Genomic DNA, 24,077 nt, shown 5'->3' with positions numbered 1-24,077 from the left:
TGCACTTACGAGGTGCCTTTCTGAACTGGCTGGTTGAAGCGTGAAGAACTCCAATCATCCCAGGTCAGGGGGCACCTCACTTCATTTCACGACACTCGCATCAGATTTCAAGCCGTGGATCCAGGCTCAGGCTGCCGGAAGACTAGGAGGAGCACGGGGCTCCCGCCACACGCCGGCGAATTCGGAGGCGTCAGGCGGGCGGGGTGAGGCCGTAGGCACACTCCTCGTGCTGGCGGGCCGCCAAAGAGGCCGCTGAGCGCGATGGTGCCGGACTCAGGATGTGAGCGCCTCGGCGGTCGCGATCCAGCCCTCGCGGGCGCTGGGGTAACGCGGGGCGGGACATCGGCGGGATCGCGGTCGCCAGGTTCACCACCGCATCGTGACCGGCGAACGCCGACGCCAGCGCCTCCCGGTCGAACAGCGCCACCATGGCCGGTGTCGCGCCCTGGCCGGCGAGCGTGGCCGCCTTCTCCGGCGTGCGGGCGAGCGCGGTCACCGTGTGGCCCTCCCTGAGCAACGCCGGAACCGCGTGGCCGCCGATCGCGCCCGTGCCGCCCGTGACGAACACTCGCATAGTCCGACACTACGGGCCCACCCCCGGCTTGACGGCGCCCAGGCCGCAGCGGATCTTTGCGGGTAGGGAGGTCAGGTCATGGCCGAGAACGAGCTGCTGTCCGAGCGGGTGGCCGGTGGGATCCTGCCGCGGGTGCTGACCACCTTCGACATGGTGGCGATCTTCGTGGCCATCGTGTTGTTCATCACGAACGCCGCCGTCATCCAGAGCGCGGGCCCCGCCGCCTTCGCATGGTGGATCATCGCGTTCGCGCTGTTCCTCGTCCCGTGCGCGATCGTCACCGGCCAGCTCGGCGCCATGTTCCCCGGTGAGGGGTCGATCTACCTGTGGACGACCAAGGCGTTCGGCCCGTTCTGGGGGTTCTTCGCCGGGTTCTGCGCGTGGTGGCCGGGCGTGCTGGTGATGGTGGCGACCGGCACGTTGACGATCTCGTTCCTGGGGTACGTGTTCCCCGGCGTCGGCGGGTTACCGGTGCAGGCGCAGGGCGGGCTGGTCGTGGTGATCCTCGTGCTCGCGGCGGTGCTGGCCGTGTTGCGGTTCAGGCTGACGCAGAACGTGGTGAACGTGGTCTTCCTGGCGTACGGGCTGGCGATCCTGCTCATGTTCGCGGCCGGGATCGCGCACCTGGTCAAGGGGAACCCGGCGGCCACCAACCCGTGGGACTTCGCCGCCTGGAGCCCGTCGGCCGAGCACGGGATCAACTTCGCCAACTGGAGCTTCTTCGGGCTGGCCGTGCTGGCGCTCCTGGGCGTCGAGGTGCCGCTGAACATGGGGGTGGAGATCAGGCAGGAGCGGGCCGTGACGCGTTACCTGCTGTGGGGGTCGCTGGCGGTCATGGTCGCCTACCTGGTCGCGACCTGGGGCGTGATGGTGTCGGTGCCGGCCGGGGAGGCGGCGGGGATCACGGCCGTCGCGCAGGCGGTGGGCATCGGGCTGGCGGACTGGGCGGGCAAGCTGGTGGCGCTGCTGCTGGCGGCCATGTTCTTCATCGTCACCGTCGTCTACAACTACTCCTTCGCCCGGCTGATCTTCGTGTCCGGGCTGGATCGGCGGTTGCCGAAGGCGGTCAGCCACGTGAACGCGCAGAAAGTGCCCGACGTGGCGGTCTGGATCCAGACGGTGCTGGCGGGGGTGTTCACCGTGGTGGCGTTCGTGCTGGCACCGCTCGCGGCCACCAATCCCGCGGACGCGCAGACGCAGGTCTACAACGTGCTCCAGGCCGCGGTCACGGTCATCTGGTGCCTGTCGATCGTGGTGTTGTTCGTGGACGTGCTGATCATCCTGCGGCGGTATCGGGATCAGTTCGAGGCGCGGCGGCTGGCCTCGCCGGCGGTGTTCTGGGTTGCCTCGATCGTCGGCGCGCTGGCCTCGCTGGTGGGGGTCGTTGCCACGCTGTCCGGGTCGTGGACGCCGTTGATCTCGAACGACGCGGGCTCGGTCACGGTGTTCGGGGCCGAGATCGCGTACGGGACCTGGTTCTGGCTGGTCGGCGGGATCGCGCTGGCGTCACTGGTGGTGGGCGCCCTGCTCTACCTCGTCGGCCTGGGCACCAGCCGCTCGACGTGAGACCGTGAAAGCGCCTTTGCGGGTGCCCAGCTCGACCAGGTCCGTCTCCACCGCGGACAGCGGATCGTCCAGGGGGATCCGGAACGTGCGGATCTGGCTCGGCCCGAAGTCCGCAGTGAGCCTGATCCCGGCCAGCGGGAGGTCGAGCGTGGCGACGGCGGCCCGGCCGGTCGTCTCCACGGCCCGGACCACCAGGTCGCGCGGGGCGTCCTCGTGGCACTTCACCGCGGTCACCATGACCTGGCCGCCTCGGTCGTCCAGGTAACTGCGCGCCGCCGGGAGCGGGCCGTCGTGGAAGCTCTCCAGCATCGCGCGTACCGGAGAGCCGAGCAGGGCCGCCCGCCGGGTGAGCCCGGCGGCGCGCCAGTCGCCCGCGTGCGGCACCAGCAGGTACGTGAACCGCTGCACCCCCTGGTCCTGGTACGAGTAGTAGCCGTCGGGATCCAGCAGCCGCGGGTCGTGCCAGGCGTAGACGGGGCTGCGCACGGCGGTGATCCCGATGCTGGGGCCCTGTGGTGAGACGTCGTAGCCGTGCTTGGCGTTGTTCACGACGGCGAGCCCTGCGCCAGCGCCGGAGAGGTCCACCCACGACTGCGCGGGCTCTTCGGCCCCGTCGAGCGGCCTGGTCAGATGGCCGAACGGGATCTCGTACGTGGCCACCGGGCTCTCCAGCGCGACCGGGAAGCGCAGCTTCATCAGGTGAGCCTGCTCCCGCCAGTCGAGCGTGACCCGCACCTCCACCGCGTCGTCCCCGGCGCCCAGGATGAACTCCTCGGCCATCGTCGAGCGGCCCCACTCGCGTTCGACGCGGATGCGGGCGCGCAGCGGGCCGTGCTCGCGCAGGACGATGCCGGTCGTGGTCATCGCCTCGCCGGGCCAGGCGTAGGACACGACGCGGTGTCCCCAGGTGTCGGTCGGGTCCTCGCAGATCTGCGTGTGCTCGCCGGCCGCCCCGGCCACCAGGTCCACGCCGGTGCGCTTGTCGAGCAGGCTCTTCAGCCAGCCGGTCGCCGGGTCGAGCTCCAGGCGGAGGAACTCGTTCTCGATGTGGTGCTCGGACGCGGACAACGTACTCGTGTGCGCCGGGGAACCCGGGCGCAGCCGGTACAGGCGGTAGCCCAGCGCGGGCAGCTCCGCCTGGAACACGGTGGCGCCGCGCCCCTTGTCGTCCGTGGTGGCGACCGCCTGGATGCGCTGGCAGGGCACCTCGCCGCCGTCCGCGTCCACGACGTGCACGCCGGTGGGCGCGAGGCCGTACTGCATCTCGACCCGGGTCGTGACGGGCCACGGATGCGGGTTGAAGACCAGCACCGGCTGGGTGCCGGGCTCCTCCGGCACGTGGACGTCGCGGGCGATCACGTTGTGCGCCCTGGTGATGATCCGCTTGGAGATCGCCACGGCCTCGCCGAGCTGATCGCGGGCGTCGTCGTAGGCGGGTTCGATGGCCGAGCCGGGCAGCACGTCGTGGAACTGGTTGAACAGCACCTGCTTCCAGGCCCGCGCCAGCTCCACGCGGGCGTCGTGGCCGGCGATCGCGGCCCACCGCTCGGCCGACAAGACCGCCGCCTGCGCCCTGCGCTGCCATGCCTTGATGCCCGAGTGCGCGGAGTAGCAGCCGGCCGCGTGGTGCTGCAGGTCCTCGCGCCACACCGGCAGCTCGGCCAGGCCCCGCTCGCCCAGCCGCTTGACGATCTCGTCGAAGTAGCGGCGCGGCGACGACATCGTCAGCTCCCCGAACGTGCCCATCCGGTCGTAGCGGTGGATGGACTCGATGTTGGCCCTGGTGGGGCCGCCGCCGTGGTTGCCCACGCCGTAGAAGATCATGAGGTCGCCGAGCGAGCGGTCGAGCTGGCCGAGCGCCTTCTCCGTCTGGCCCGCGACCTCGCCGGGCGGGCTGCCGTACTCGAACGGGATCCGGTACGCCAGCACCCGGCTCCCATCGGGTGACTCCCACCAGAACATCGTGCCGGGCAGCTCGCTCTCGTGCGGTCCCGGCCGCAGGAAGCAGTAGGAGTCCATGCCCTGGCCGCGCAGGATCGCGGGCAACATGGCGTGGTGGCCGAACGGGTCGACGTTCATGCCGACCGTGGCCGTGACCCCGAACTTCTCCTTCAGGTAACGCTGCCCGTACAGGCCCTGGCGGACGAACGACTCCCCCGACGGCATGTTGCAATCGGGCTCCACCCACCAGCCACCCGCCATGACCCAGCGGCCCTCGGCCACCTTCTCCTGAATCCTGGCGAACAACTCCGGGTCCGACTCCTCCACCCACGACAGCAGGACGACCTGGTCGCAGGTGAAGACGAAGTCCGGGTACTCGTCCATGCGGTGGATCGCCGACCAGAACGTCGCCCGCGCCTCCTGGTAGCCCTCCTGCCACGGCCACAACCACACCGGGTCGAGGTGCGCGTTCCCGATCAGGTGCAGGGTGCGGTCGGGGGTGGCCGCCGGTCGCGGGGCGCGCGGGAGCCCGTACGGCTGCGCGCCCGAAGGGGCGTTGGACATGGGGGCGGGACGCCTGGTCATGCGGCCGCCCAAGCCTGTGACATCGTTCCCACGGGAGGGATCCTACCCTCGGGGTCAAAGTGGGAGATGTCAGAGCATCGGGGGCGGTGCGGTGGACTCTCGGGGCAGGAGTCGCACGCCGAGCACGGTGGTGACGGAGTCGGCTTCGGGCATCTCGAGCCGCGCGTGCAGCCTGCGTACGGCGGTCGCGCCCAGGTTGAACGTGTCCTGCGCGACCGCGCTGACCGTGGGCGCCACCATGCTCATCCAGGGCGCGTCGTCGAAGGCCACGAGGCTGACGTCGGCGGGCACCCGCAGCCCCAGCTCGCCGATCCCCCGCCAGACGCCTTCGGCCAGCACGTTGTTGGCGGCGAAGACGGCGGTCGGCCGGTCGGGCCGGCGCAGGATGTCGAGCGCCCTGTGCCGCGAGTCGGCGACGTCCCAGCCCGACGAGACGACCAGCTCGGGATCGACCTTGATGTCGCCCGCGTTGAGTGCCTCGACGTAGCCCTGATAGCGCTCGTAGCCGGTGGTCCAGTCGGTCTCGTCGATGAACAGCGCGATCCTGCGGTGCCCGAGCCCGACCAGGTGCGCGGTGGCCGTACGGGCGCCGACGCGATTGCCGACCACGACGCCGTCGGTCGAGCCCGCCGCGAACTGCCGGTCCACCTCGACGACCGGGACGCCGTGGGAGCCCAGGTAGGTGGACACGTCCGAGGAGTTGGGCGTCACGATCACCCCGGCCACCCGCAGCGCGACCAGCGCCTCGGCGGCCTCGTTCTCCGTCTCGGTGGACAGGCTCGTGTCGGCCAGCACCATCGTGTAGCCGCGCGCGCGGGCCTCGCTGCCGGCCCCGGCCGCCAGCTCCGCGTAGAACGGGTTGCGCAGGTCGCTCACCAGGACCCCGACGGACCTGCTCACCTGCTGCTTGAGGGTGCGGGCCATCACGTCGGGCACGTAGCCGAGCTCGGCCGCCGCGCGCAGCACGCGTTCGCGCACCTCGCTGGCCGCGTAGCCGCGCCCGGTCAGCGCCCTGGAGACGGTGGAGCGTGAGACGCCGGCGGCCTCGGCCACATCCTTGATCGTGGGGCGCCTGGAACGGCCGAGGGGTGAGCGCCGCTCTGTGGTCATCGATTCCCCTCCCCGACCACGTCGATCAGCGCCTCGGCGTGCTGCCCGAGGCGCAGATCGCCGATGGTCAAGTCGACTGCGAGGCGAACGCGGCGTCGCGGCACGACGTCAGCGCCGAGACGGAGGTGCACCTGCTCCATACCCCCTCCAGGCAGCCTCAGCGTCAGAGATCCGTTTTCCACGCTCCAGCCGGGCGGGACGACAGGCTGGATGACCGCCACGGCCTTGTCCGGCCACGGGTTGCGCACGGTCGCGGTCAGCTCGATCACACCACCCGCCGGGACGCTGGAATGGTACGGGGTCAGGCGGCACAAGACCCCGTCCGCCCCCAGGTCGAGCCGGTCCAGCGGGAGCAGATCGTGGTGCAGGGCGACGAGCTCCTCGCCGCGTTCGGTGAGCAGGTGCAGGTAGTCGTCGTCCACCCAGCGGGGCCGCCAGTGGCCGCTGACCATCAGGTCGGGGCGGATCCGCCGGTAGAGCGCGGCGCTCTTGCGGTAATCCTCAATCCTGAACCTATTCTTGTACTGAAAATTCAGGATCTCCGCGCGTTCACCCGGAATGCCCATCCCGTCCTGCTGATCACCGGTGACGAGCACCCGGTGCCCGTCCACCTCGAATTCGTACGCGGCCGCGAACAACGTGTGCCCCGGCAGGTCGTGCACCGTGATCTCGTACTCGCGCCAGCGCACCGTCTCCCCCAGCCCCAGCACCCGGTCGGCGGGGATCGGGTCGTACCACTGGCACGGCAGGTCGTGGTGGAGGGGCGCGGCCAGGATCGGCGCGATGTGGGAAGGCGCCCAGATCTCGGTGCCCTCGACGTCGCGCAGCAGCGGCATGCCCGCCACGTGGTCGTCGTGGTAGTGGGTGGGCACCGCGACCTCGATGCTCGTGACGCCGTAGTGCTCGCGCAGCGCGGGCATGGAGGCCAGCCAGGGGCGGCGGGCCTCGCGGGCGGTGCTCTGCACCAGACCGGTGGACATGTCGTAGCCGAAGTCGAAGAGCATGGCCGCGCCGGACTCCGACAGCAGGACGTAGCTGTGGGACTGGCTGCTCCTGTTCATGAGCAGGTGCGGGGTCACCTGGATGAAGGGGTTGGCCAGCAGGCCCTTCAGGTCCCAGGGGTGGGGGCGGCGGAAGTCGACGTAACGCTGCATGGACGTGGACAGCTGCGCGAGGGCGGCGGCCGGGTCCGTCATCGGCTCGCCGTGCGACGGCAGTAATACGTCGAGCTCCTCCTTCTGCAGCAGCTCACAGCTCAGGATGGCCATGGCGGGGCCCTCGTTCTCGGTGTACGACCACTGGGTGGCGGCCAGGGACCACACCTTGCCGGGGGCGTAGATCAGGTCACCGGTGAACGCCACGCCGCCCACCAGGTAGCTGACGGAGCCGGGCGTATGCCCGGGGGTGGGCAGCACGCGCACGTCCACGCCGCCGTAGCGGGCGGTGCGGTATTCGGGCACGACTCCGGTCACGGGCACGGATTCGAGCAGCGAGAACCTGTCGTCGCGCAGGTCGTAGTCGTTGCTGAGCCGGCGCCCCTCCCACATCTCGGCGGCCTTGTCGAACAGGTCGCGCTCGATCGGCGGGACGTGCACCGCGATGCCCGCCGCGACGGCCCGCGCCAGCCCCTGGGCCTGGTCGCGGTGGTGGTGCGTCATCAGGACGTCGGTGACGCGGTCGATCCCGATCTCGTCGAGCAGGTCCAGCACGCGCCCGGAACCGAAGTCGACGGCGATCCCGGTGCGCTCCCCACCCTCCTGGGCGGGAGCCGCGATGACGTAGACGTGACAGGTGTCCAGGATCCGGAAGATCCCTGGTACGACTTCGGTGACATCCCTACTCACAAACGGCGATCCTATCTGGAATCGTTCCCACAGTGGAAGCGGCGGGGCCCCACCACCACTTCGCCACCAGGTGGAGGTCCTCGCTGGTGATCGGCTCGCCCGAGTTGTCGATGGACTCCACGTAGTACAGGGCGGGCACGCCGAGCTCGGGTTGCGCCTGCGCGTAGGCGAGCCAGTCGGCCCTGCTGGGCATGGGCCACTGGTCTGTGTCGATCAGGTGGCCCGGCATGGCATGCGTGGCCACCGCATGGCGGAAGCGTAACTGGTCGACGGTCGGCACGGGGTCGCCGTGGGGGTCGAGCTCGAGCACGTCGTTGAGCCGGATCATGTCGCTGACGTCGCCGAAGGCCGGGTGCGGGGTGTGCGTGATCATCAGGGCGTCGGGTTTGACGCGTTTGGCGGCCTCGTACATGCTGGCGAGCAGCTCGTGCAGGAGGGCCGGCCCCCAAGTCGCGCCGTAGGTCTTCAGGTGTGACCCGCTGGGGAACCACTGGGTGAAGTCGATCTTGAACCCGTCGGTCCCGAGGTCACCGAGCAGCCGTTCCATGATCGCCTGGATCCTGCGCCGGTAGGCCGGGTTCGACGGGTCGGCGGCCACGGCGCGCCCGCCCGCGTCGGTCACGCACTCCTCGGCGGGCAGCCCGCCGGGCGACCACGCCCGCCACCACAGCAGCACGTGCTGCCCGCGCGCGTGCCTGGCGGCGATCCACTCACGCAGCGATGGCCATTTGCCCGGATCGGGCTCCAGGTTGCCGTAGGTGAGCTGCCACCGGTCGTCGATGACGATGGTCCCCGGTACGATGCCGTGCTCCTCCAGCCTGTCCAACCACTCGTCGTAGAGCTCCTGCCGGGACAACTCCGCCGGGGAGACGCCGCCGGCCCGCGCGCACTGCGCTCCCCAGCCGCAGAAGATCGGCTCGCTCCACCAGGCCTGCCGCTCGCGAACAGGCCCAGAAGGCGCCAGACCGTGCGCCACCAGGTCCGCCCGGTGGTGCGCGATCGCCTCCCACGGGGACGCCGCGGCGCGGAACACGACGGCCGGCGACGTCCACGCACCCCGCACCTCCGTGTGGCACTCGTAGTCGAAGCGCAGCAGCGCGCCGCCGTCCAGCGGCTCGTACCCGAGCTCGGTGAAGGTCAGGTCCGCGATCCCGGCGCGTACCGAGGCCCCGAGCCAGGGGCCGCCGGGCACGGCGGTCGCGCCGTCCGGCTCCTCCTTGCAGAAGGCCAGCACCAGCGGCGGCGGCGAGAAGACCGCGTGCAGCCGTCCCGGCGAGGCGTCGCCGATCACGGTGAGCGCGACCGGAACGGACACCGGCCGGACGACCTGCACCGGATGCGTGGGGGTGGGATTGAAGACGCCGCGCGCGTGCACGCCCGTGCGGAACGTGCCCGCCGCGCGGGTGTTGAGCACGGCCCGCCCGCCGAGCAGCGTGACGTCGCCGAGCACGCCGTCGCCCTCGACTCTCACCTCGAGCGCGAGCGTCTCGGGGGTGCAGGTGAGCCGGACCGTCTTGGCCTCCCATGCGGTGCTGCGCTGGGGGAAGTCGATGACGACCCGGTCCTCGCCCGCGACGAGCACGGGCGGCAGGGTTTGGTACGTCTCGTCCCGGCAGCCCGCGGTGTCGACCGAGGCGATCAGGCTGAGCGTCATCCAGCCTTCCAGCTCGGCGCGGGGGTCGACGCGCGAGACGGTCAGCCGGTAGTGCCCGCTGTCCAGGTGGTAGGCCTTGTCAGTGGTGGTGATCCGCATGGTCTAGCCGAATGCCTCGATCTCGAATACCTAGCAACGTGCTAGATCTGAGAACGTACCCATACCACTGAAACCCCGTCAACCACCCAGGCAAAGGGCCCGGCCTCGAAAGGCCGGGCCCTGAGGCGGAAGGTACCCGTGGGGGAGGGCACCTTCCAGGGGAGGCGCGCCGGTGGGGGGATGGCGCGCCTCCGGAGGAGAGACGTCAGTGCTCTACGGCCTTCTCCGCGCCGACGCCGGTGAGGGAACGGACCTCGATCTCGGCGTACTTGGCGGCGTTGTACTCCTTGCTGAGGATCGTGCCGAGCCAGCCGCACAGGAAGCCGAGCGGGATCGAGACGATGCCGGGGTTGCTCAGCGGGAACCAGTGGAAGTCCACACCGTGGATCAGCGCCGTCACGGCCGTGCCCGCCGGGGGCGGCGGCGCGGAGACGACGGGCGAGAAGATGACCAGGATCAGCGCCGAGCCCAGGCCGCCGTAGATGGCCGAGACCGCGCCCGTGGTGTTGAACCTCTTCCAGAACAGGCTGTAGAGGATCGCCGGCAGGTTGCCCGAGGCCGCCACGGCGAAGGCCAGGGCGACCAGGAAGGCGACGTTCTGGCCCTGGGCCAGGATGCCCAGGCCGATCGCGACGGCGCCGATGACCAGGGCGGACAGGCGGGCCACCACGACCTCCTGGCGCTCGCTGGCCGCGCCGCGCCGGAAGACGTGCGCGTACAGGTCGTGGGCGAAGCTGGAGGAGGAGGCCAGCGTCAGGCCCGCGACCACGGCCAGGATCGTGGCGAAGGCCACGGCGCCGATCAGGGCCAGCAGGATCGTGCCGCCCACCGAGCCGAAGATCTCCGCGCCGATCGCCTGGGCCAGCATCGGCGCGGCGGTGTTGCCCGCCGCGTCGCCCGCGACGATCGCCGGCTTGCCCACCAGGGCGGCGGCGCCGAAGCCGAGGACCAGCGTGAGCAGGTAGAAGACGCCGATGATGCCGATGCCCCACAGGACGGACTTGCGGGCGTCCTTGGCGGTGGGGACGGTGTAGAAGCGGATGAGGATGTGCGGCAGTCCCGCCGTGCCGAGGACCAGGGCCATGCCCAGGCTGATGAGGTCGATCTTGCCGGCCAGGCCCTGCGCGTCGGTGCCGTACTTGAGGCCGGGGATGAGGAAGTTGCCGGGGTTCGCCTTGGGGCCGCTGGTGGCGGCGGCCTGGCCGAGCAGCGCCGACAGGTTGAAGCCGAACTTGCCCAGCACCAGCAGCGTCACCAGCGCGGCGCCGGTCATCAGCAGCACGGCCTTGACGATCTGGACCCAGGTGGTGCCCTTCATGCCGCCGAACACCACGTACACGATCATCAGCGCGCCCACACCGATGATCGTCCACACCTTGCCCGCCGGGGAGGTGATGCCGAGCAGCAGGCCGACCAGCGCGCCCGCGCCCACCATCTGGGCGAGCAGGTAGAAGATGCTGACCACGATCGTGGACACGCCCGCCGCCGTACGCACCGGGCGGGGGCTCATCCGGAACGCCAGCACGTCGGCCATGGTGAACTTGCCGGAGTTCCGCATCAGCTCGGCCACCAGCAGCAGCGCGACCAGCCACGCCACCAGGAACCCGATCGAGTACAGGAACCCGTCATAGCCGGACAGCGCGATGATGCCCGCGATGCCGAGGAAGGAGGCGGCCGACATGTAGTCGCCGCCGATCGCCAAGCCGTTCTGCACGCCGGTGAACGACCGGCCGCCCGCGTAGTAGTCGGCGGCCGTCTTGGTCTGCCGGCTCGCCCAGAAGGTGATGGCAAGGGTGCCGGCGACGAAGGTGAGGAAGAGGATCATCCCCAGGGTGGTCGAGCTCACTGGGTCTTCTCCTCAACCTCGTGGCGGAGCTTGTCGGCGATGGGGTCGAGCTTCTTCTCCGCGTGCCTCGCGTACGCCCACGCGATGAGGAAGGTGGACACGAACTGGAGCAACCCGAAGACGAGCCCGACGTTGATGTCGCCGAGCAACTTGATCCCCATGAAGCCGCGTGCCCACCCGGACAGCACCACATAGAGCAGGTACCACGCGAGGAACGCCACGGTCATGGGGAATGTCCAGGCGCGGAAGCGCCGTTTCAGCTCCTGGAACTCACTACTCTCCTGCATTTGCTCATATACGGATGCGTCATGTTCTTTAGTCGTCACGAGACCTCCACTGTGATGCGGATCACGCCCAACGTAAGAGCGCAACGTACCCGGCGTGGAGATCCGTAGAGGGGTTGTTCGGCGAGCCGCTGCCGTCCAGCGCTTAGTTGGGAATGGTCTGCGGTGAAAGGTCTATTGAGCGCGACGAGCGGTCGGCTATCCCTTTCACCCCTTTACGCCCCCGGCCGTGAGTCCTTCGACGATGTAGCGGCGGATGGCGGCGAAGAGCACGAGCGTGGGCAGCACCGACACCACGGTGGCGGCGGCCATCGAGCCCCAGTCGATGTCGTACTGGGTGATGAAGGAGTTCATGGCGACCGGGATGGTCTTGGCGTCCTCGCTGTCGATAAACGTGATCGCCAGGAACAATTCATTCCAGCACTGCACAAATGCGAAGATGAACGTCGCCGCGATGCCCGGCAGCATGACCGGGATCACCACCCGCACCATGGCCACCAGCCGGGAGGCGCCGTCCACCTGCGCCGCCTCCTCCAGCGCCACCGGCACCCGCTCGTAGAAGCCACGCATGATGATCGTGGCGAACGGCACCAGCATCGCCACGTACACCAGCATCAGCCCGGCCAGCCGGTTGAGCAGGTCGAGGTCGGACATCAGCAGGTAGAGCGGCCCGAGCGCGATGAACAGCGGGATCATCTGGGTGACCAGGAACGCCAGCATCAGCGCTCCCCGTCCGGGGAAGGCGAACCGGGCGAGCGTGTACCCGCCGAGCACGCCGATCGCGGTCACCGCCCCGGCCGCGACGAGGGAGACGAGGAGGCTGTTCAGCAGGTACGCGCCGAAGTCGGCGAAGGAGAACAACTCGGCGTAGTGCTCGAACGTCACGTTGCCCGGCCAGTATCTGAGCGGCATCGAGAAGATCTCGGCCTTGGGCTTGAGCGAGGTGACGACGATCCAGTAGAGGGGGAACAGGGTGATCAGCAGCCAGGCGGCCAGCACGACGACCTTGGCCGCGGTCGCGAGGCGTCTCATCGGGCCTTCTCGAATCGGGTGGCGTTCAGGTAGAAGACGCTGAAGGAGAGCAGGAGGCCGAGGATGAGCAGGCCGACGGCGCCCGCCCGGCCGTAGTCGCCGCCGATGACCTGCTGGATGAGGAAGGTCGTGATGATGTCGGTGCCGCCGGCCGGGCCGCCGCCGGTCATCGAATAGATGAGATCCGGAAAATTCAGGATCCAGATGATCCGCAGCAACACGATCAGGGCCAGCGTGGGCCGGATGTGCGGCAACGTCACGTGCCAGAACTGCCGCAACCGCGAGGCCCCGTCCACGGCCGCCGCCTCGTACAGCTCGCGCGGCACGGACTGCAGCGCGGCCATGATCATGATGGCGAAGAACGTCACGCCGTACCAGATGTTGGCCACGATCACCGAGGTCATCGCCCACCCGGGCGTGGCCAGGAAACCGATGCGCTGGTCGATGATCCCCGTCTTGAGCAGCAGGTCGTTGATCACCCCGAACTGCCCGTTGAACATCCACCGCCACAACAACCCGATCAGGAACCCCGACATGGCCCAGGGAAAGAACACCCACGCCTGGTAGAGCCCTCTGCCGCGGAAGTGCCTGCGCAGCAGCAGCGCCAGCCCGAAGCCCAGGAAGAACTGGAAGACCAGCGACACGACCACCCACGTGCCGGTGTTGCGGAGCGCCGTCCAGAACCGATCCTCGCCTAACACGGCCCGGAAGTTCTCCAGGCCGACGAAAGGCGTGGCGGTGATGTCGAACAGGTTGTAGCGCTGGAAGGCGATCACCGCGCCGCGGATCATCGGGTAGTACGTGAACAGCGCCACGAACACCACGCCGGGCAGCAGGCACAAGGCGATGAACCGGGCCCGGCGAACGGTGAAGGTGCGGTTCACGACACCTTCTTCGCCTGGTCCGTCCAGAACGCGTCCCACGACTTGAGCACCTCGGCCGTGGTCTTCTTGCCGGTGATCAGGGCCTGGACGTCACGGTCGGAGTCGACGATGAACTGGCTCCAGCCCGGGTAGTCCACCGGCCTGATCGTGATCACCTGCTTGGGGTCCTGCTGGGCTTGCAGGTACGCCTGCCACGCCCCCTGCGAGAACTGCGGGTCGTTCTGGGCCTGCTTTGAGATCGGGATGAGCGAGTTGCCCTTGGCGAAGGCGATGCTCTGCTTGGCCTCCGACAGGAACTGCACCAGCTTGACCGCCTCCTTCGGGTGCTTGGTGAAGGAGGTCGCGCCCCAGCCGGCGTAGCCGACGGGCTGGAAGGCGTACCCGGACGGGCCCTTGGGGATGGGAGCCGTCGACCAGGCCGTGACGCCGCTCTCCTCGACCGTCTTGATCACTTCGGGGTCCTGGATGAGCATGCCGGTGACGCCCGAGGTGAAGCCCTGCACCATCTCCGGGTAGCCCCAGGACACGGAGTCGGGCGGCGACGCCTCCTTGAAGATCTTGACGTAGAGGTCCATGGCCTGGGCGGCCTCAGGGGTCGAGAAGATCGTGCGCTTGTCCTTCAGATAGAAGGATTTTTCGGGATTAAGCGCCTCGCCGTTGTACGCGCTGATCATCATCACCGCGTAGTCGGCGCCGCCCTTGCCGCCCCTGAACGAGTAGCCGAACCGGTCGCCCGAGGTCATCTTCTTGCCCGCCTCGTAGAGCTCCTGCCAGGTGGCCGGGGGCTTGGCCATCCCCCAGTCCGTACGGTAGAAGATCGTGCGCTGGTAGAACCCGTACGGGATCAGGTACGCCTTGCCCCCGACCTCCACCGCCTTCTTCTGGGCCAGCTCGGTGAGGTCGGCCCAGCCCGGCCAGTCCTGGGTGGGCAGTTCGGCCAGCCAGCCGTTGTTGGAGAAGGACTTGGCCGTGTGGTCGCGTACTTCCAGCACGTCCAGGTCCTTCTTGGTCTGCAGGATCTGGGTGATCTTCTGGTCGGCGCTGTCGAGGGGCGGGGAGATCAGCTCGACCTGGACGCCCGGGTTCGCCTTTTCGAAGTCGGCTATCAGGGACTTGATGAGCTTCGTACGTTCGGGACTGGTCAGACTTTCGATCATGCGCAGCCGTACCTCTCCCGAGGAGGACGAGCCGGACCCGCATCCCGCGAGCACCAGCGTGGCGACGGCCGTGACCGCCAGGAGGGGCTTTTTCATGGGGAGCCTCCAGCGTGTTAGACAGCGCTGTCAGTCACGCTAGGCGACCGACCCCCTCCAGCGCTAGACCGAGATCCTTGATCAGGGCGTCGGCGGGCTCCAGGCCGACCGAGAGGCGTACGAGGCCGACCGGGATGCCCATGGTGGCCCGCACGCTCTCCTCGGTGGACAGGGCGGGCGCGTTCACCAAACTCTCGAACCCACCCCAAGACACACCAATCCTGAAATGTCGCAATTTATCGAGAAACATCCCCACCTCCTCCCGCGACTCCGTGTCCAGCACGATGCTGAACAGGCTCGCGAACCCCGACATCTGCCGCAACGCGATGGCGTGCCCGGGATGGGACGGCAACCCCGGATGGTTCACCGCCCGCACGGCCGGATGCTCGTGCAGGAAGGACGCCACCGCCAGGCCCCGCTCCTGGTGGGCCGCCATCCGCACGGGCAACGTCCGCAGCCCCTTGATCACCTTGGCCGCGTCGTGCGGCGACATGGCGGCGCCGTAGAGCTGGTACTCGGTCAGCGCCAGCGGCCTGATCAGCTCCGACGACCCGACGACCACGCCGCCGACGAGATCGCTGTGCCCGCCCACGTACTTCGACAGGGAGTGGATGACCAGATCGACGCCCATGGTCAGCGGCTTCTGGAAGATCGGCGTGGACCAGGTGTTGTCCATCACGCTCACCAGCCCCCGCTCCCGCGCCCACCCGGCCACCCCGGCGATGTCGACCACGGCGTAGGCCATGTACGAAGGCGACTCGAAGTAGAGTAGGCGGGTGCTCGCCCTGATAGCGCTGTCACATCCCGCGAGGTCGTCGACGTGCGTATGCGTGACCCCGAACTTCTCCAGGTAACGCAGGAACTGAGTGGTCGGCCCGTAGACGGCGCCCAGCACCAGCACGTGGTCCCCGGCCGACACGAGCGAGGAGATGGTCGCCGAGATGGCTCCCATCCCCGACCCGAAGCACTTGGCCCGTTCCCCCCGCTCCAGCGCGGCCAGCTTACGCTGGGCGAGATCAACCGTCGGGTTGGTCCCCCGCCAGTAGACGTACCGCTCGTCCTCGTTCCTGATCGCCTCGCCCAGCTCCTGCGCCGTCTCGAACGTGAACAGCGAGTTCTCGAACACCGGCGGGTTAACCGCACCCAGCATCCAGGGCTCGTCCTCGCCCAAACGGCCACAAATCCATTCGTCATCCATGGGGGCAAAGTATGACAGCGAGGGATCTGGGCGACCGAGCCGCCTCACTGAACCCGCGCAAGCCGACCATGGCCGACGTGGCCAGGCACGCGGGCGTGAGCCTGAAGACCGTCTCCCGGGTCGTCAACCAGGAGCCGCACGTCAGGGCCTCGTTGCAGGAGCGGGTGCAGGCGGCCATCAGCGCGCTCGGCTACCGCCGCAACGAGGCCGCCGCCCGCCTGGCCAGGGGCGCGACCATGCTGACGCTCGGCCTGGTGATGGAGAACATCTCCAACGAGTTCTACGCGCGCCTGGCCGCCGCCGTCGAGGCCGCGGCGGCCGGCCACGAGGCGCTGGTGGTGTTCGGCTCGTACGAGGAGAGCCCCGACAAGGAACGCATGCTGATCGAGTCCATGTACGCGCGGGGCGTCGACTGCCTGATCGTCGTCCCCTCGGCGGCCGACCACGCCTGGCTGGCCGAGCACCCCGGCCTCACCACGGTCTTCGTGGACCGCGTGCCCCCGGGGCTGGCGGCGGCGGACGTGGTGCTGCTGGACGACGTGTGGGGCGGCCGGGCGGCGACCGAGCACCTGCTCGCCCGCGGCCACCGCAGGATCGCGCTGATCTCCGACGACGACGGGCTGAGCTCGGTGCACGACCGCGCGTCCGGCTACCGTAGGGCGCTGCGCGAGGCGGGCGTGGCGGCCGACGACTCCCTGGTGGTGCGGGGGATGTTCGATCCGTGGCGGGTGTCGCACGAGGTCACCGCGCTCCTGGACCTGCCGGACCCGCCGACGGCCTTCTTCGCCACGAACAACCGGGCCGCGATCGGCATCCTGCACGCGCTGCGCGAGCGTCCCGAGCGGCCGGCGTACGTGGGGTTCGACGACTTCGCGCTGGCGGACGTGTTCAACCCGGGGGTGACGGTGGTCCGCTACGACGTGGCCCGCCTGGCCCGCACCGCGGTGGACCTCCTGCTGCACCCCTCACCGACACCGCGCCGGGTGGAGGTGCCGGTCGAGCTGGTGGCGAGAGGCTCGGGCGAGCTCCCGCCACCGTGAGTCCTCAGGATCCCCAGGGCCCGGTGCTTCCCATGGACGACCTGATCGCCACGTACGAACGGGTCATGCGCGGCTGACACGCCCCGCCGAGCGTGTTACGCCGATGGCGCAGGCCGGGTCTGAACACCTTCTTCCACGGGCTTGAACTCCGCGGCGGCAATCACCAGCAGGCCCCAGGCGATGACCAGCCAGCCGCCGAGGGCGCCCACGCTGGCGGGAAACTCTGGGTAGGCGACGCAGCTGCCGCCGAACAGCAGCGCCCCCAGCCCGGCCAACGATGTGGGGAGCCGCCCGTAGTCGGGAACGAGGGCCGCCTGCAGCACGAGCGCGACCAGGGCGAGCGCCATCGTCGCCATGATCGGCCAGTGATGCAGGCCGTTGCTCTCCGCATCGGAGGGCGGAAGCGACGCCCTGGCCGCAGCGGCCATGTCCCACGCGTACAGGCAGGCAGGCTCCGCACCCACCAAGGCCAGCCCGGCAAGCACGGGACGCACCCGCCTCTCGCGGGGCGCGGGACGCCACAGCAGAACGACGGCCACCACCAGCACGGCGACGACCACGGCGTATCCGGGGGCAAGGCTCGCCGCCGCCGAGAACGCCATGGCCACCGTGATCACCAGAATGTGCCGGACGGCGAGCGGACGGCGGAGCGCGGCCAGCAGAGGCACGGGCAGCAGCACGCAGAAGACGATCCCCCACCCCATGTCCAGCACCTTCGCCGGAGTGTCACCGGGATCGAGCGGCGTCACCGCAGTGACCAGATCGATCAGGCCGAAATTGAACAGCGCGAACAGCAGTGCGAGGAAGACGGCGAACACCCGGCGAACCCAGGTAGCGGCGATGAGGGCCTCCCTTCACGGCGTGGCCCCGCCAGTCTGATCACCGGTCATCCGCTTGGCTAGACCCTCGCCATGCATTCGGGCTGCACCTGCCGAGCGACCAGCTCTGGTCCAACCTCTTTCATGAACGCGCCACCGGGGCAGACGATCAGCGGATCGACCGCGCGCATGTAGCTGGTCCGCGCGATAAAGGCGAAGTTGGAAACCGGCAGGGGTTCGTCTCGGTAGAGTCATCCTGTGTCCCGCTTGGAAGCCGAACTCGCCCTCGTTCTTCGCAACAGGCCGGAGCTGGCCGCCGCCCCCTCGCTCGACCTGCTCGAACGCATGCTGGCGGCCCCGGACCTGGCCATCCCCGCCCTGCTCGGCCTCGACGCCGACTGTCACCTGGTCAGCCAGGCGCTGCAGACCCTGGGTGGCAAGGCGAGCCGCGCGGAGCTGGCCGAGTTGCTGCACGACCCCAAGGGACGGCTCGACGAGACGGTCGGCACCCTCGCCGCGTGGGGACTGGTGACGCTCGACGGGGACACGGTCGCGTCGCCGCACCAGCCGGGCCTGTGGGCCAATCCGTTCGGGCTGGGCCGGCCCCTGCGGGAGCTCGCCCAGCAGCTGACCGCCGACGTGTTGAAGTCCATGGTCAGGGCACTGGGCGGCAAGCCGCAGGCCCGCAAGTCGGACATTCTCGTGCAGGCCGAGAAGCTCCTGCGCGACCCCGGCGCCGTCCGGGAGCGAGCGGTCGCGCTGCCGCGGAAGGCACTCACGCTGCTGGAATCGATGGCGGGCGGGCAACCGGTCTTCCAGCAGGAGGTCTGGTACGGCTCAGGCAACACGAACCGTCCGATCGACCAACTGACCAAGGCCGGGTTCGTGGTCCGCGACGGCTGGCAGTACGAGATGCCCAGGGAGGTCGCGCTGGCGCTGCGCGGCGACGGCTGGAAGCCGGAGCTGACCGGGCAGCCGGACGTGCCCGGCGTCTCCCGGCGGGCGGCCGACGGGGTCGCCGCGGCGCTGGCCGCCGTCGACCGGGTCGAGGCGCTGATCGAGCTGGCCGGGGCGGAGTCCGTCACCGAGCTGAAGGCGGGCGGCGTCGGCGCGCGGGAGCTCAAGCGGGTGGCCAAGGCGCTCGGCGTTCCCGAGCAGGCGGCCGTCCTCTGGCTCGACGTCGCGTTCGGCGCCGACCTGATCGCGTCCGAGCTGGGCGAGAGGCTGGTCAGCACCACCATGGCCGACGACTGGCTGGCCCGGACGCCGGCCGCCCGGTGGCAGGCCCTGATGGAGAGCTGGCGCGCGCTGCCACAGGCGGCCACGTTCCGGGTCGCGGGTTGCTGCGCGGAGCACATGACGCCGCTGGCGCCGCCGTACCAGTTCAACTGCGTGGCGGGCGACATCCGGCGGGCCACCTTAGAGGTGCTCCAGACGCTGCCCGCCGGGCTGGGGTCCGATGCCGACGGGCTGCGGCCGGCCGTCGACTGGCGGACCCGGGCGACCCGTGAATATCCGCCGGCGGCCGGCGAATTCATCGCCGCCGCCCTGCGTGAGGGCGAGCTGCTCGGGATGGTCCAGGACGGCGCGCTGACCGCGCTCGGCCGGGCCCAGCTCGACGGCGGCGAGGTGGCCGAGCAGTTCCCCACGCCGTCGCGGACGGTCACCCTGCAGAACGATCTGACCGCGATCGTGACCGGGGTGCCGGCCCCGGAGCTGGCCGCGTTCCTGAACGAGTGCGCCGAGCTGGAATCCCGCGACCGGGCCAGCACGTGGCGCTTGTCGGAGAAGAGCGTGCGCCGGGCGCTGGACTCGGGTGCGACGGCCGAGAGCCTGCTCGGCGAGCTGGAGCGCTTCTCCGCCAAGGCCGTGCCCCAGCCGCTGCGCTACCTCGTCACGGATGTGGCCCGCAGGCACGGCGCCATCCGCGTCACCACCGCGGTGTCGGTGGTGACCTCGGACGACCCCGCGCTGATCATCGAGCTGTGCGGGACGAAGGCGCTGCGCAAGCTGGCCCTGCGCGCGGTCGCGCCGACGGTCGCGCTCAGCGCCCTGCCTCCCGACGAGACCCTGCGCCTGCTGCGGCAGGCGGGCCACGCGCCCGTGAGCGTGGCGGCCGACGGGACGGTCAGGGCGGAGCGTCCCCAGCGGCGGCGCCTGCCCGTCGAGTCCGACCGCGACGAAGATCTCGACGCCGAGGCCGCGGCCAGGGCGATCCTCGACGCCACGGATACACCCGCGCCCGGCTCGGCCGGCGAGACGCTCCGGCTGGCCGCCGTGACGGGCGAGCCGGTCGTCATCGTCTGGCAGCGGCGCGAGCACTACATGGAGGACGTGAAGATCGTCCGCGGCTCCGTGACCGGCTACTGCCACGACTGCGACCGCAGCCACAACTTCCAGCAGGCCAAAATCGACGAGGCGCACCTCGTCTAGGACGATCGAGGTCGCCAGTCGCCCCGGTCGAGGTCGAGGTTCTCGGGGGTGTGCAGCCTGACCATGGTCCTGGCGACCCCGGCCGGCACCCGGTGCGGGGTCAGGAACGACACCGACACCATCACCGCGAACGCGATCGGCACCGTCCACGCCGCCGGCTGGGCCAGCAGCGCCCCCGCCAGCCCGTCGTACGGGCCGCCGGTGATCGTGACGAGCACGGCGGCGCAGGCCAGCCCCCCGCCCACGAACAACCCGGCCAACGCCCCGGTGGTGGACAGGCGGCGCCACCAGATGCCCAGCACGAGCAGCGGGCAGAACGACGAGGCCGCCACCGCGAACGCCAGCCCCACCACGTCCGCCACCGGCAGCGCCCGCGCCCACAACGCCAGCGCCAGCGGCACCGCCACCGCCATCAGCGTGGCGATCCTGAACGACCGCACCGAGCCTTTGAGCAGGTCCTGCGCGATCACTCCGGCCACGGACACGGTCAGCCCCGAGGAGGTGGACAGGAACGCCGCGAACGCCCCCGCCGTGACCAGCGCCGTCAGCACGTCGCCCAGCGTGCCGCCGATCATCCGCGCGGGCAACGTCAGCACGACCGTGTCCGTGCGCACCAGGTCGGGCGCGTAGAGCCGGCCGAGCCACCCGTATACGGCGGGCAGCAGGTAGAACGCGCCCAGCAGCGACAACACCACCAGCGTGGTACGCCGAGCCGCCCGCCCGTCCGGATTGGTGTAGAAGCGCACGAGCACGTGCGGCAGCCCCATCGTGCCCAGGAACGTGGCCAGGATCAGCGAGTACGTCGAGTACAGCCCGTACTCCTTGCCTCCGGCCAGCGGCACCTGCCAGGTGGCCGCGTCCTGCGCGCTGACCCCGGGCGCGCCGCCGGCCTGCCACGCCATCAGCAGGAACACCACCGGCACGGCCAGCGCGGTCAGCTTGAGCCAGTACTGGAACGCCTGCACGAACGTGATCGACCGCATGCCGCCCGACAACACGTTCACCGCCACGACGACCGCGACCAGCAGCCCGCCCACCCACACGGGCGCGCCGGTGATCGTCCGCAGCACCAGTCCCGCGCTCTGGAACTGCGGCATCAGGTAGAGCCAGCCGATCAGCACGACGAGCACGCTCGCGGTGCGGCGCACGGTCATCGACTCGAGCCTGGCCTCGGCGAAGTCCGGCAGCGTGTACGCCCCGGAGCGCCGCAACGGCGCCGATACGAGCACCAGCAGCACCAGGTAGCCGCCGGTCCACCCGACGGGCAACCAGAGCATGTCCACGCCGAAGGACAGGATGAGCCCGGCGATGCCCAGGAACGAGGCCGCCGACAGGTACTCGCCGCCGATGGCCGAGGCGTTCCACAGCGGGCTGACCGTGCGCGAGGCGACGTAGAAGTCGGAGGTCGTGCGGGAGAACCTGATCCCGAACGCCCCGATGAGCACGGCCGCCACCACGACCACCACTACGGCCGTAAGGCTCATGCGCTCGGCTCCGCCGACCGCATGAGCCTGAGGGCGCTGCGTCTGATTGTTCGCTCGCTACGCTCGCTCATCGGCGTTCGACCAGCTCGGCGAAGTGGCGTTCGTTGCGTTCGGCCTGCCGTACGTAGAGCCAGGCGCCGATGACGAAGGCGGGATAGATGAGCCCGGCGAGCACCGCCCACGGGAGCGGCACGCCGAGCAGGTGCACCTCGCGCAGCTCGGGGATGAGCAGGAACAGCAGCGGCAACCCGCCGACCACGCAGGCCAGCACGGTGCACACGAACAACGCCAGCCGGAACTGGGTGCGCAGCAGGGAACGCATGTAGACCTCGCCGAGCCGGGTCTGCTCGTCGATCTCCAGGGTGGCGGGGTAACGGGGCCGGCGGGCGGCGGCGGTGCGGGGGCTCGTCACGGCCACCCGGCGCGGTGTCTCCCGCGTAACTCGTCGCTCGGGGCTCATTCCGGCCTGCCCTTCCTGGCCCTGCGCACCAGCAGGTCGCGCAGCTCGCGCGTGTGGCGGCGGCTGACCGGGAGCTCCGTGTCACCCACCCGGACCGTGCATTTGCCCGAGTCGATGTGCAACTCCTCGATGTGCTTGACCGCGACCAGATGGCTGCGATGCACCCGTACGAACCCGGCCGAGGCCCACCTCTCCTCCAGGGTGGCCAGCGGGATGCGCACCAGATGGCTGCCGGCCGCCGTGTGCAGCCGCGCGTAGTCCCCGTGCGCCTCCACGTAGATCACGTCGGCGCTGGACACGAACCGGGTCACCCCGCCCAGCTCGACCGGGATCGTGTCGGTCTCCCCCGCCTCCACGGGCACGTCGGCCGAGACCGCGACCCGCCTGATAGCCTCCGCCAGCCGTTCGGGCCGGACGGGTTTCAGCAGGTAGTCCTCCGCCTTGATCTCGAACGCGTCCACCGCGTGCTCCTCGTACGCGGTCACGAACACGACCCGCGGCGGGTTGGCGAACTGCGACAACAGCCGCCCGAGCACCACGCCGTCGAGCCCGCGCATCCGGATGTCGAGGAAGACGGCGTCGATGGGCCGGCCGTCGGCGATGGCCCGGTCGAGCAACCGCAGCGCCGCGGCCCCGTCCCTGGCGGTGGCCACCTCGCCGATGCGGGGATCGGCGCGGAGCAGGTACGACAGGTCTTCGAGGGCGGGCAGCTCGTCATCGACCGCGAGTACCCGTAGTTGTGCCATAGACAGTGATAAAACCGACAACAAAGATCGAGGTCAACGGGCGGAGACGCCTGGGTGATATTTCGGCAATCTGACGTTGACCTTTGTGCCCGCGCCGGTGGCGGTTTCGACGACGAGGCCGTACTCGTCGCCGTACACCTGGCGCAGCCGCTCGTCCACGTTCGCCAGCCCGACGCCGCCCGCGGAGGCGATGTCACCTGCGAGGATGCGGCGCAGCCTGTCGGGGTCCATGCCGAGCCCGTCGTCCTCGACGCTGATGTTGCACTCGGCGCCCGCGTCCTCGGCGATGATCGTGATGCGGCCGACGCCGTTCCGGCTTTCGAGGCCGTGCCTGACGGCGTTCTCGACCAGCGGCTGCAGACACAGGAACGGCACCGCGACCGGCAGCACCTCGGGCGCGATGCGCAACGTGACCTGGAGTTGGTCGCCGAACCTGGCCCGTTCCAGGATCAAGTAGCGGTCGATCGAGCGCAGCTCCTCGGCGAGCGTGGTGAACTCGCCGTGCCTGCGGAAGGAGTAGCGGGTGAAGTCGGCGAACTCCAGCAGCAGCTCCCTGGCCTGTTCCGGGTCGGTGCGGACGAAGGAGGCGATCGTGGTGAGCGAGTTGTAGATGAAGTGCGGCGAGATCTGCGCCCGCAGGGCCCGCACCTCAGCCTCCATGAGCAACGTTCGCGAGCGGTCCAGCTCGGCCAGCTCCAGCTGCGAGTCCACCCATCCGGCCACCTCCTGCGCGGCCCTGACCAGCCCTGCGGAGGCGGTCTGCCCGTAGGCGGCCAGCGCGCCCACGATCCGGTCGTCCGTGGTGAGGGGCACCACCACGGCGTGCCTGATCGGGCATTCGAGCAGGTCGCAGTCCATGGTCAGCACCTGGGTGCGGCCGTCCTTCAGGGTCGCCGCCGCGTGCTCGAACGCCTGGTCGGCGTGGTGCTCGCCGGCGCCGTCGTACACGAGCAGCCGCTCGCCGTCGGTGATCGCGACGGCCGCCGAGCCGAGCAGCGCGCGCAGGTGCCGCGAGGCGCGCTCGGCGCCGTCGGCGGTCAGCCCGGCCCGCAGCGGCGGTCCGGCCAGCGAGGCGGTGTGCAGGGTCTCGAACGTGGCCCGCTCCGCCGGGCTGGTGCCCAGCTCGCGACGCCCCCGCATGACCCGCCACAACACGATCGCGGGCACGCCGACGAGCACCGCGACCACGGCGACCCCCACCACGTACTCCACGCGGCCAGAGCCTA

Annotated in this window: 19 protein-coding genes; 3 read left to right on the top strand and 16 right to left on the bottom strand. The window is 69.9% G+C overall.

Annotated features, from left to right (window positions below; all coding sequences use genetic code 11):
* Positions 1–190: 190 nt before the first annotated feature.
* Positions 191–574: an SDR family oxidoreductase gene (locus ACFLIM_RS44180; protein WP_393175720.1), complete on the bottom strand. Its 384-nt coding sequence runs from the start codon at positions 572–574 to the stop codon at positions 191–193.
* Positions 575–652: 78 nt separating this feature from the next.
* Between ACFLIM_RS44180 and ACFLIM_RS44175 the strand changes: the two genes are divergently transcribed.
* Complete coding sequence (locus tag ACFLIM_RS44175; protein ID WP_393175718.1) at positions 653–2,140, top strand: APC family permease; 1,488 nt, start codon at positions 653–655, stop codon at positions 2,138–2,140.
* Here ACFLIM_RS44175 and ACFLIM_RS44170 read toward each other — a convergent pair.
* From ACFLIM_RS44170 to ACFLIM_RS44125, 10 genes are all read right to left on the bottom strand, one after another.
* A complete protein-coding gene (locus ACFLIM_RS44170; RefSeq protein WP_393175716.1) occupies positions 2,081–4,666 on the bottom strand; it encodes an alpha-mannosidase in 2,586 nt (861 codons plus the stop codon). The genes ACFLIM_RS44175 and ACFLIM_RS44170 overlap by 60 nt on opposite strands.
* Before the next feature lie 69 nt (positions 4,667–4,735).
* Positions 4,736–5,776, bottom strand: a complete 1,041-nt coding sequence (locus ACFLIM_RS44165; RefSeq protein ID WP_393175714.1) for a LacI family DNA-binding transcriptional regulator — start codon at positions 5,774–5,776, stop codon at positions 4,736–4,738.
* Positions 5,773–7,620 (bottom strand): MBL fold metallo-hydrolase, encoded by a 1,848-nt coding sequence (locus tag ACFLIM_RS44160; protein WP_393175712.1) that lies wholly within the window; start codon positions 7,618–7,620, stop codon positions 5,773–5,775. Before ACFLIM_RS44160 ends, ACFLIM_RS44165 begins: the two co-directional genes overlap by 4 nt.
* Positions 7,613–9,373, bottom strand: a complete 1,761-nt coding sequence (locus tag ACFLIM_RS44155) for a hypothetical protein (RefSeq protein WP_393175710.1) — start codon at positions 9,371–9,373, stop codon at positions 7,613–7,615. Before ACFLIM_RS44155 ends, ACFLIM_RS44160 begins: the two co-directional genes overlap by 8 nt.
* 205 nt (positions 9,374–9,578) lie before the next feature.
* Positions 9,579–11,198, bottom strand: a complete 1,620-nt coding sequence (locus ACFLIM_RS44150; protein ID WP_393175726.1) for a solute symporter family protein — start codon at positions 11,196–11,198, stop codon at positions 9,579–9,581.
* 17 nt (positions 11,199–11,215) lie between these two features.
* Entirely contained in the window at positions 11,216–11,506 is a 291-nt protein-coding gene (locus ACFLIM_RS44145; protein WP_393175708.1) for a DUF485 domain-containing protein, read from the bottom strand.
* A 204-nt stretch (positions 11,507–11,710) separates the two neighbouring features.
* On the bottom strand, positions 11,711–12,535 hold the full coding sequence (locus ACFLIM_RS44140; RefSeq protein WP_393175706.1) for a carbohydrate ABC transporter permease: 825 nt from the start codon (positions 12,533–12,535) through the stop codon (positions 11,711–11,713).
* Complete coding sequence (locus ACFLIM_RS44135) at positions 12,532–13,419, bottom strand: carbohydrate ABC transporter permease (protein ID WP_393175704.1); 888 nt, start codon at positions 13,417–13,419, stop codon at positions 12,532–12,534. Before ACFLIM_RS44135 ends, ACFLIM_RS44140 begins: the two co-directional genes overlap by 4 nt.
* Positions 13,416–14,672 (bottom strand): ABC transporter substrate-binding protein, encoded by a 1,257-nt coding sequence (locus ACFLIM_RS44130; protein ID WP_393175702.1) that lies wholly within the window; start codon positions 14,670–14,672, stop codon positions 13,416–13,418. Before ACFLIM_RS44130 ends, ACFLIM_RS44135 begins: the two co-directional genes overlap by 4 nt.
* Before the next feature lie 34 nt (positions 14,673–14,706).
* Complete coding sequence (locus ACFLIM_RS44125; protein WP_393175700.1) at positions 14,707–15,870, bottom strand: trans-sulfuration enzyme family protein; 1,164 nt, start codon at positions 15,868–15,870, stop codon at positions 14,707–14,709.
* A gap of 11 nt (positions 15,871–15,881) precedes the next feature.
* On the opposite strand from ACFLIM_RS44125, the gene ACFLIM_RS44120 reads away from it, so the two are divergent.
* The gene (locus tag ACFLIM_RS44120; protein ID WP_393175698.1) at positions 15,882–16,910 is read left to right on the top strand and encodes a LacI family DNA-binding transcriptional regulator; all 1,029 of its coding nucleotides are present in this window, start codon (positions 15,882–15,884) and stop codon (positions 16,908–16,910) included.
* A gap of 95 nt (positions 16,911–17,005) precedes the next feature.
* Here the strand turns inward: ACFLIM_RS44120 and ACFLIM_RS44115 are convergent, their stop codons facing one another.
* Entirely contained in the window at positions 17,006–17,728 is a 723-nt protein-coding gene (locus tag ACFLIM_RS44115) for a hypothetical protein (RefSeq protein WP_393175696.1), read from the bottom strand.
* Positions 17,729–17,986: 258 nt separating this feature from the next.
* Between ACFLIM_RS44115 and ACFLIM_RS44110 the strand changes: the two genes are divergently transcribed.
* Positions 17,987–20,161 (top strand): helicase-associated domain-containing protein, encoded by a 2,175-nt coding sequence (locus ACFLIM_RS44110; RefSeq protein ID WP_393175694.1) that lies wholly within the window; start codon positions 17,987–17,989, stop codon positions 20,159–20,161.
* On the opposite strand, the gene ACFLIM_RS44105 is transcribed toward ACFLIM_RS44110, so the two are convergent.
* The 4 genes from ACFLIM_RS44105 to ACFLIM_RS44090 form a co-directional block, all read right to left on the bottom strand.
* Positions 20,158–21,645: a sodium/solute symporter gene (locus ACFLIM_RS44105; protein ID WP_393175692.1), complete on the bottom strand. Its 1,488-nt coding sequence runs from the start codon at positions 21,643–21,645 to the stop codon at positions 20,158–20,160. The two genes, ACFLIM_RS44110 and ACFLIM_RS44105, sit on opposite strands and share 4 nt — an antisense overlap.
* 67 nt (positions 21,646–21,712) lie before the next feature.
* Entirely contained in the window at positions 21,713–22,057 is a 345-nt protein-coding gene (locus tag ACFLIM_RS44100) for a hypothetical protein (RefSeq protein ID WP_393175690.1), read from the bottom strand.
* 44 nt (positions 22,058–22,101) lie between these two features.
* The gene (locus tag ACFLIM_RS44095) at positions 22,102–22,851 is read right to left on the bottom strand and encodes a LytR/AlgR family response regulator transcription factor (protein WP_393175688.1); all 750 of its coding nucleotides are present in this window, start codon (positions 22,849–22,851) and stop codon (positions 22,102–22,104) included.
* Between the two features lie 33 nt (positions 22,852–22,884).
* On the bottom strand, positions 22,885–24,063 hold the full coding sequence (locus ACFLIM_RS44090) for a sensor histidine kinase (RefSeq protein WP_393175686.1): 1,179 nt from the start codon (positions 24,061–24,063) through the stop codon (positions 22,885–22,887).
* Positions 24,064–24,077: the final 14 nt, after the last annotated feature.

This window comes from Nonomuraea marmarensis (assembly GCF_043197025.1).
Lineage (GTDB): Bacteria > Actinomycetota > Actinomycetes > Streptosporangiales > Streptosporangiaceae > Nonomuraea > Nonomuraea marmarensis.
Note: the sequence above shows the minus strand (reverse complement) of the source record. Positions and strands in the feature narration are given on the sequence as shown.

Bases quoted from the DNA above. Each gene is read 5' to 3' on its own strand.
- ACFLIM_RS44125 (WP_393175700.1), bottom strand. From the start codon at position 15,870: ATGGATGACGAATGGATTTGTGGCCGTTTGGGCGAGGACGAGCCCTGG.
- ACFLIM_RS44150 (WP_393175726.1), bottom strand. From the start codon at position 11,198: ATGATCCTCTTCCTCACCTTCGTCGCCGGCACCCTTGCCATCACCTTC.
- ACFLIM_RS44180 (WP_393175720.1), bottom strand. From the start codon at position 574: ATGCGAGTGTTCGTCACGGGCGGCACGGGCGCGATCGGCGGCCACGCG.
- ACFLIM_RS44170 (WP_393175716.1), bottom strand. From the start codon at position 4,666: ATGACCAGGCGTCCCGCCCCCATGTCCAACGCCCCTTCGGGCGCGCAG.
- ACFLIM_RS44140 (WP_393175706.1), bottom strand. From the start codon at position 12,535: ATGAGACGCCTCGCGACCGCGGCCAAGGTCGTCGTGCTGGCCGCCTGG.
- ACFLIM_RS44095 (WP_393175688.1), bottom strand. From the start codon at position 22,851: ATGGCACAACTACGGGTACTCGCGGTCGATGACGAGCTGCCCGCCCTC.
- ACFLIM_RS44145 (WP_393175708.1), bottom strand. From the start codon at position 11,506: ATGCAGGAGAGTAGTGAGTTCCAGGAGCTGAAACGGCGCTTCCGCGCC.
- ACFLIM_RS44130 (WP_393175702.1), bottom strand. From the start codon at position 14,672: ATGAAAAAGCCCCTCCTGGCGGTCACGGCCGTCGCCACGCTGGTGCTC.
- ACFLIM_RS44175 (WP_393175718.1), top strand. From the start codon at position 653: ATGGCCGAGAACGAGCTGCTGTCCGAGCGGGTGGCCGGTGGGATCCTG.
- ACFLIM_RS44155 (WP_393175710.1), bottom strand. From the start codon at position 9,373: ATGCGGATCACCACCACTGACAAGGCCTACCACCTGGACAGCGGGCAC.
- ACFLIM_RS44165 (WP_393175714.1), bottom strand. From the start codon at position 5,776: ATGACCACAGAGCGGCGCTCACCCCTCGGCCGTTCCAGGCGCCCCACG.
- ACFLIM_RS44120 (WP_393175698.1), top strand. From the start codon at position 15,882: ATGACAGCGAGGGATCTGGGCGACCGAGCCGCCTCACTGAACCCGCGC.
- ACFLIM_RS44105 (WP_393175692.1), bottom strand. From the start codon at position 21,645: ATGAGCCTTACGGCCGTAGTGGTGGTCGTGGTGGCGGCCGTGCTCATC.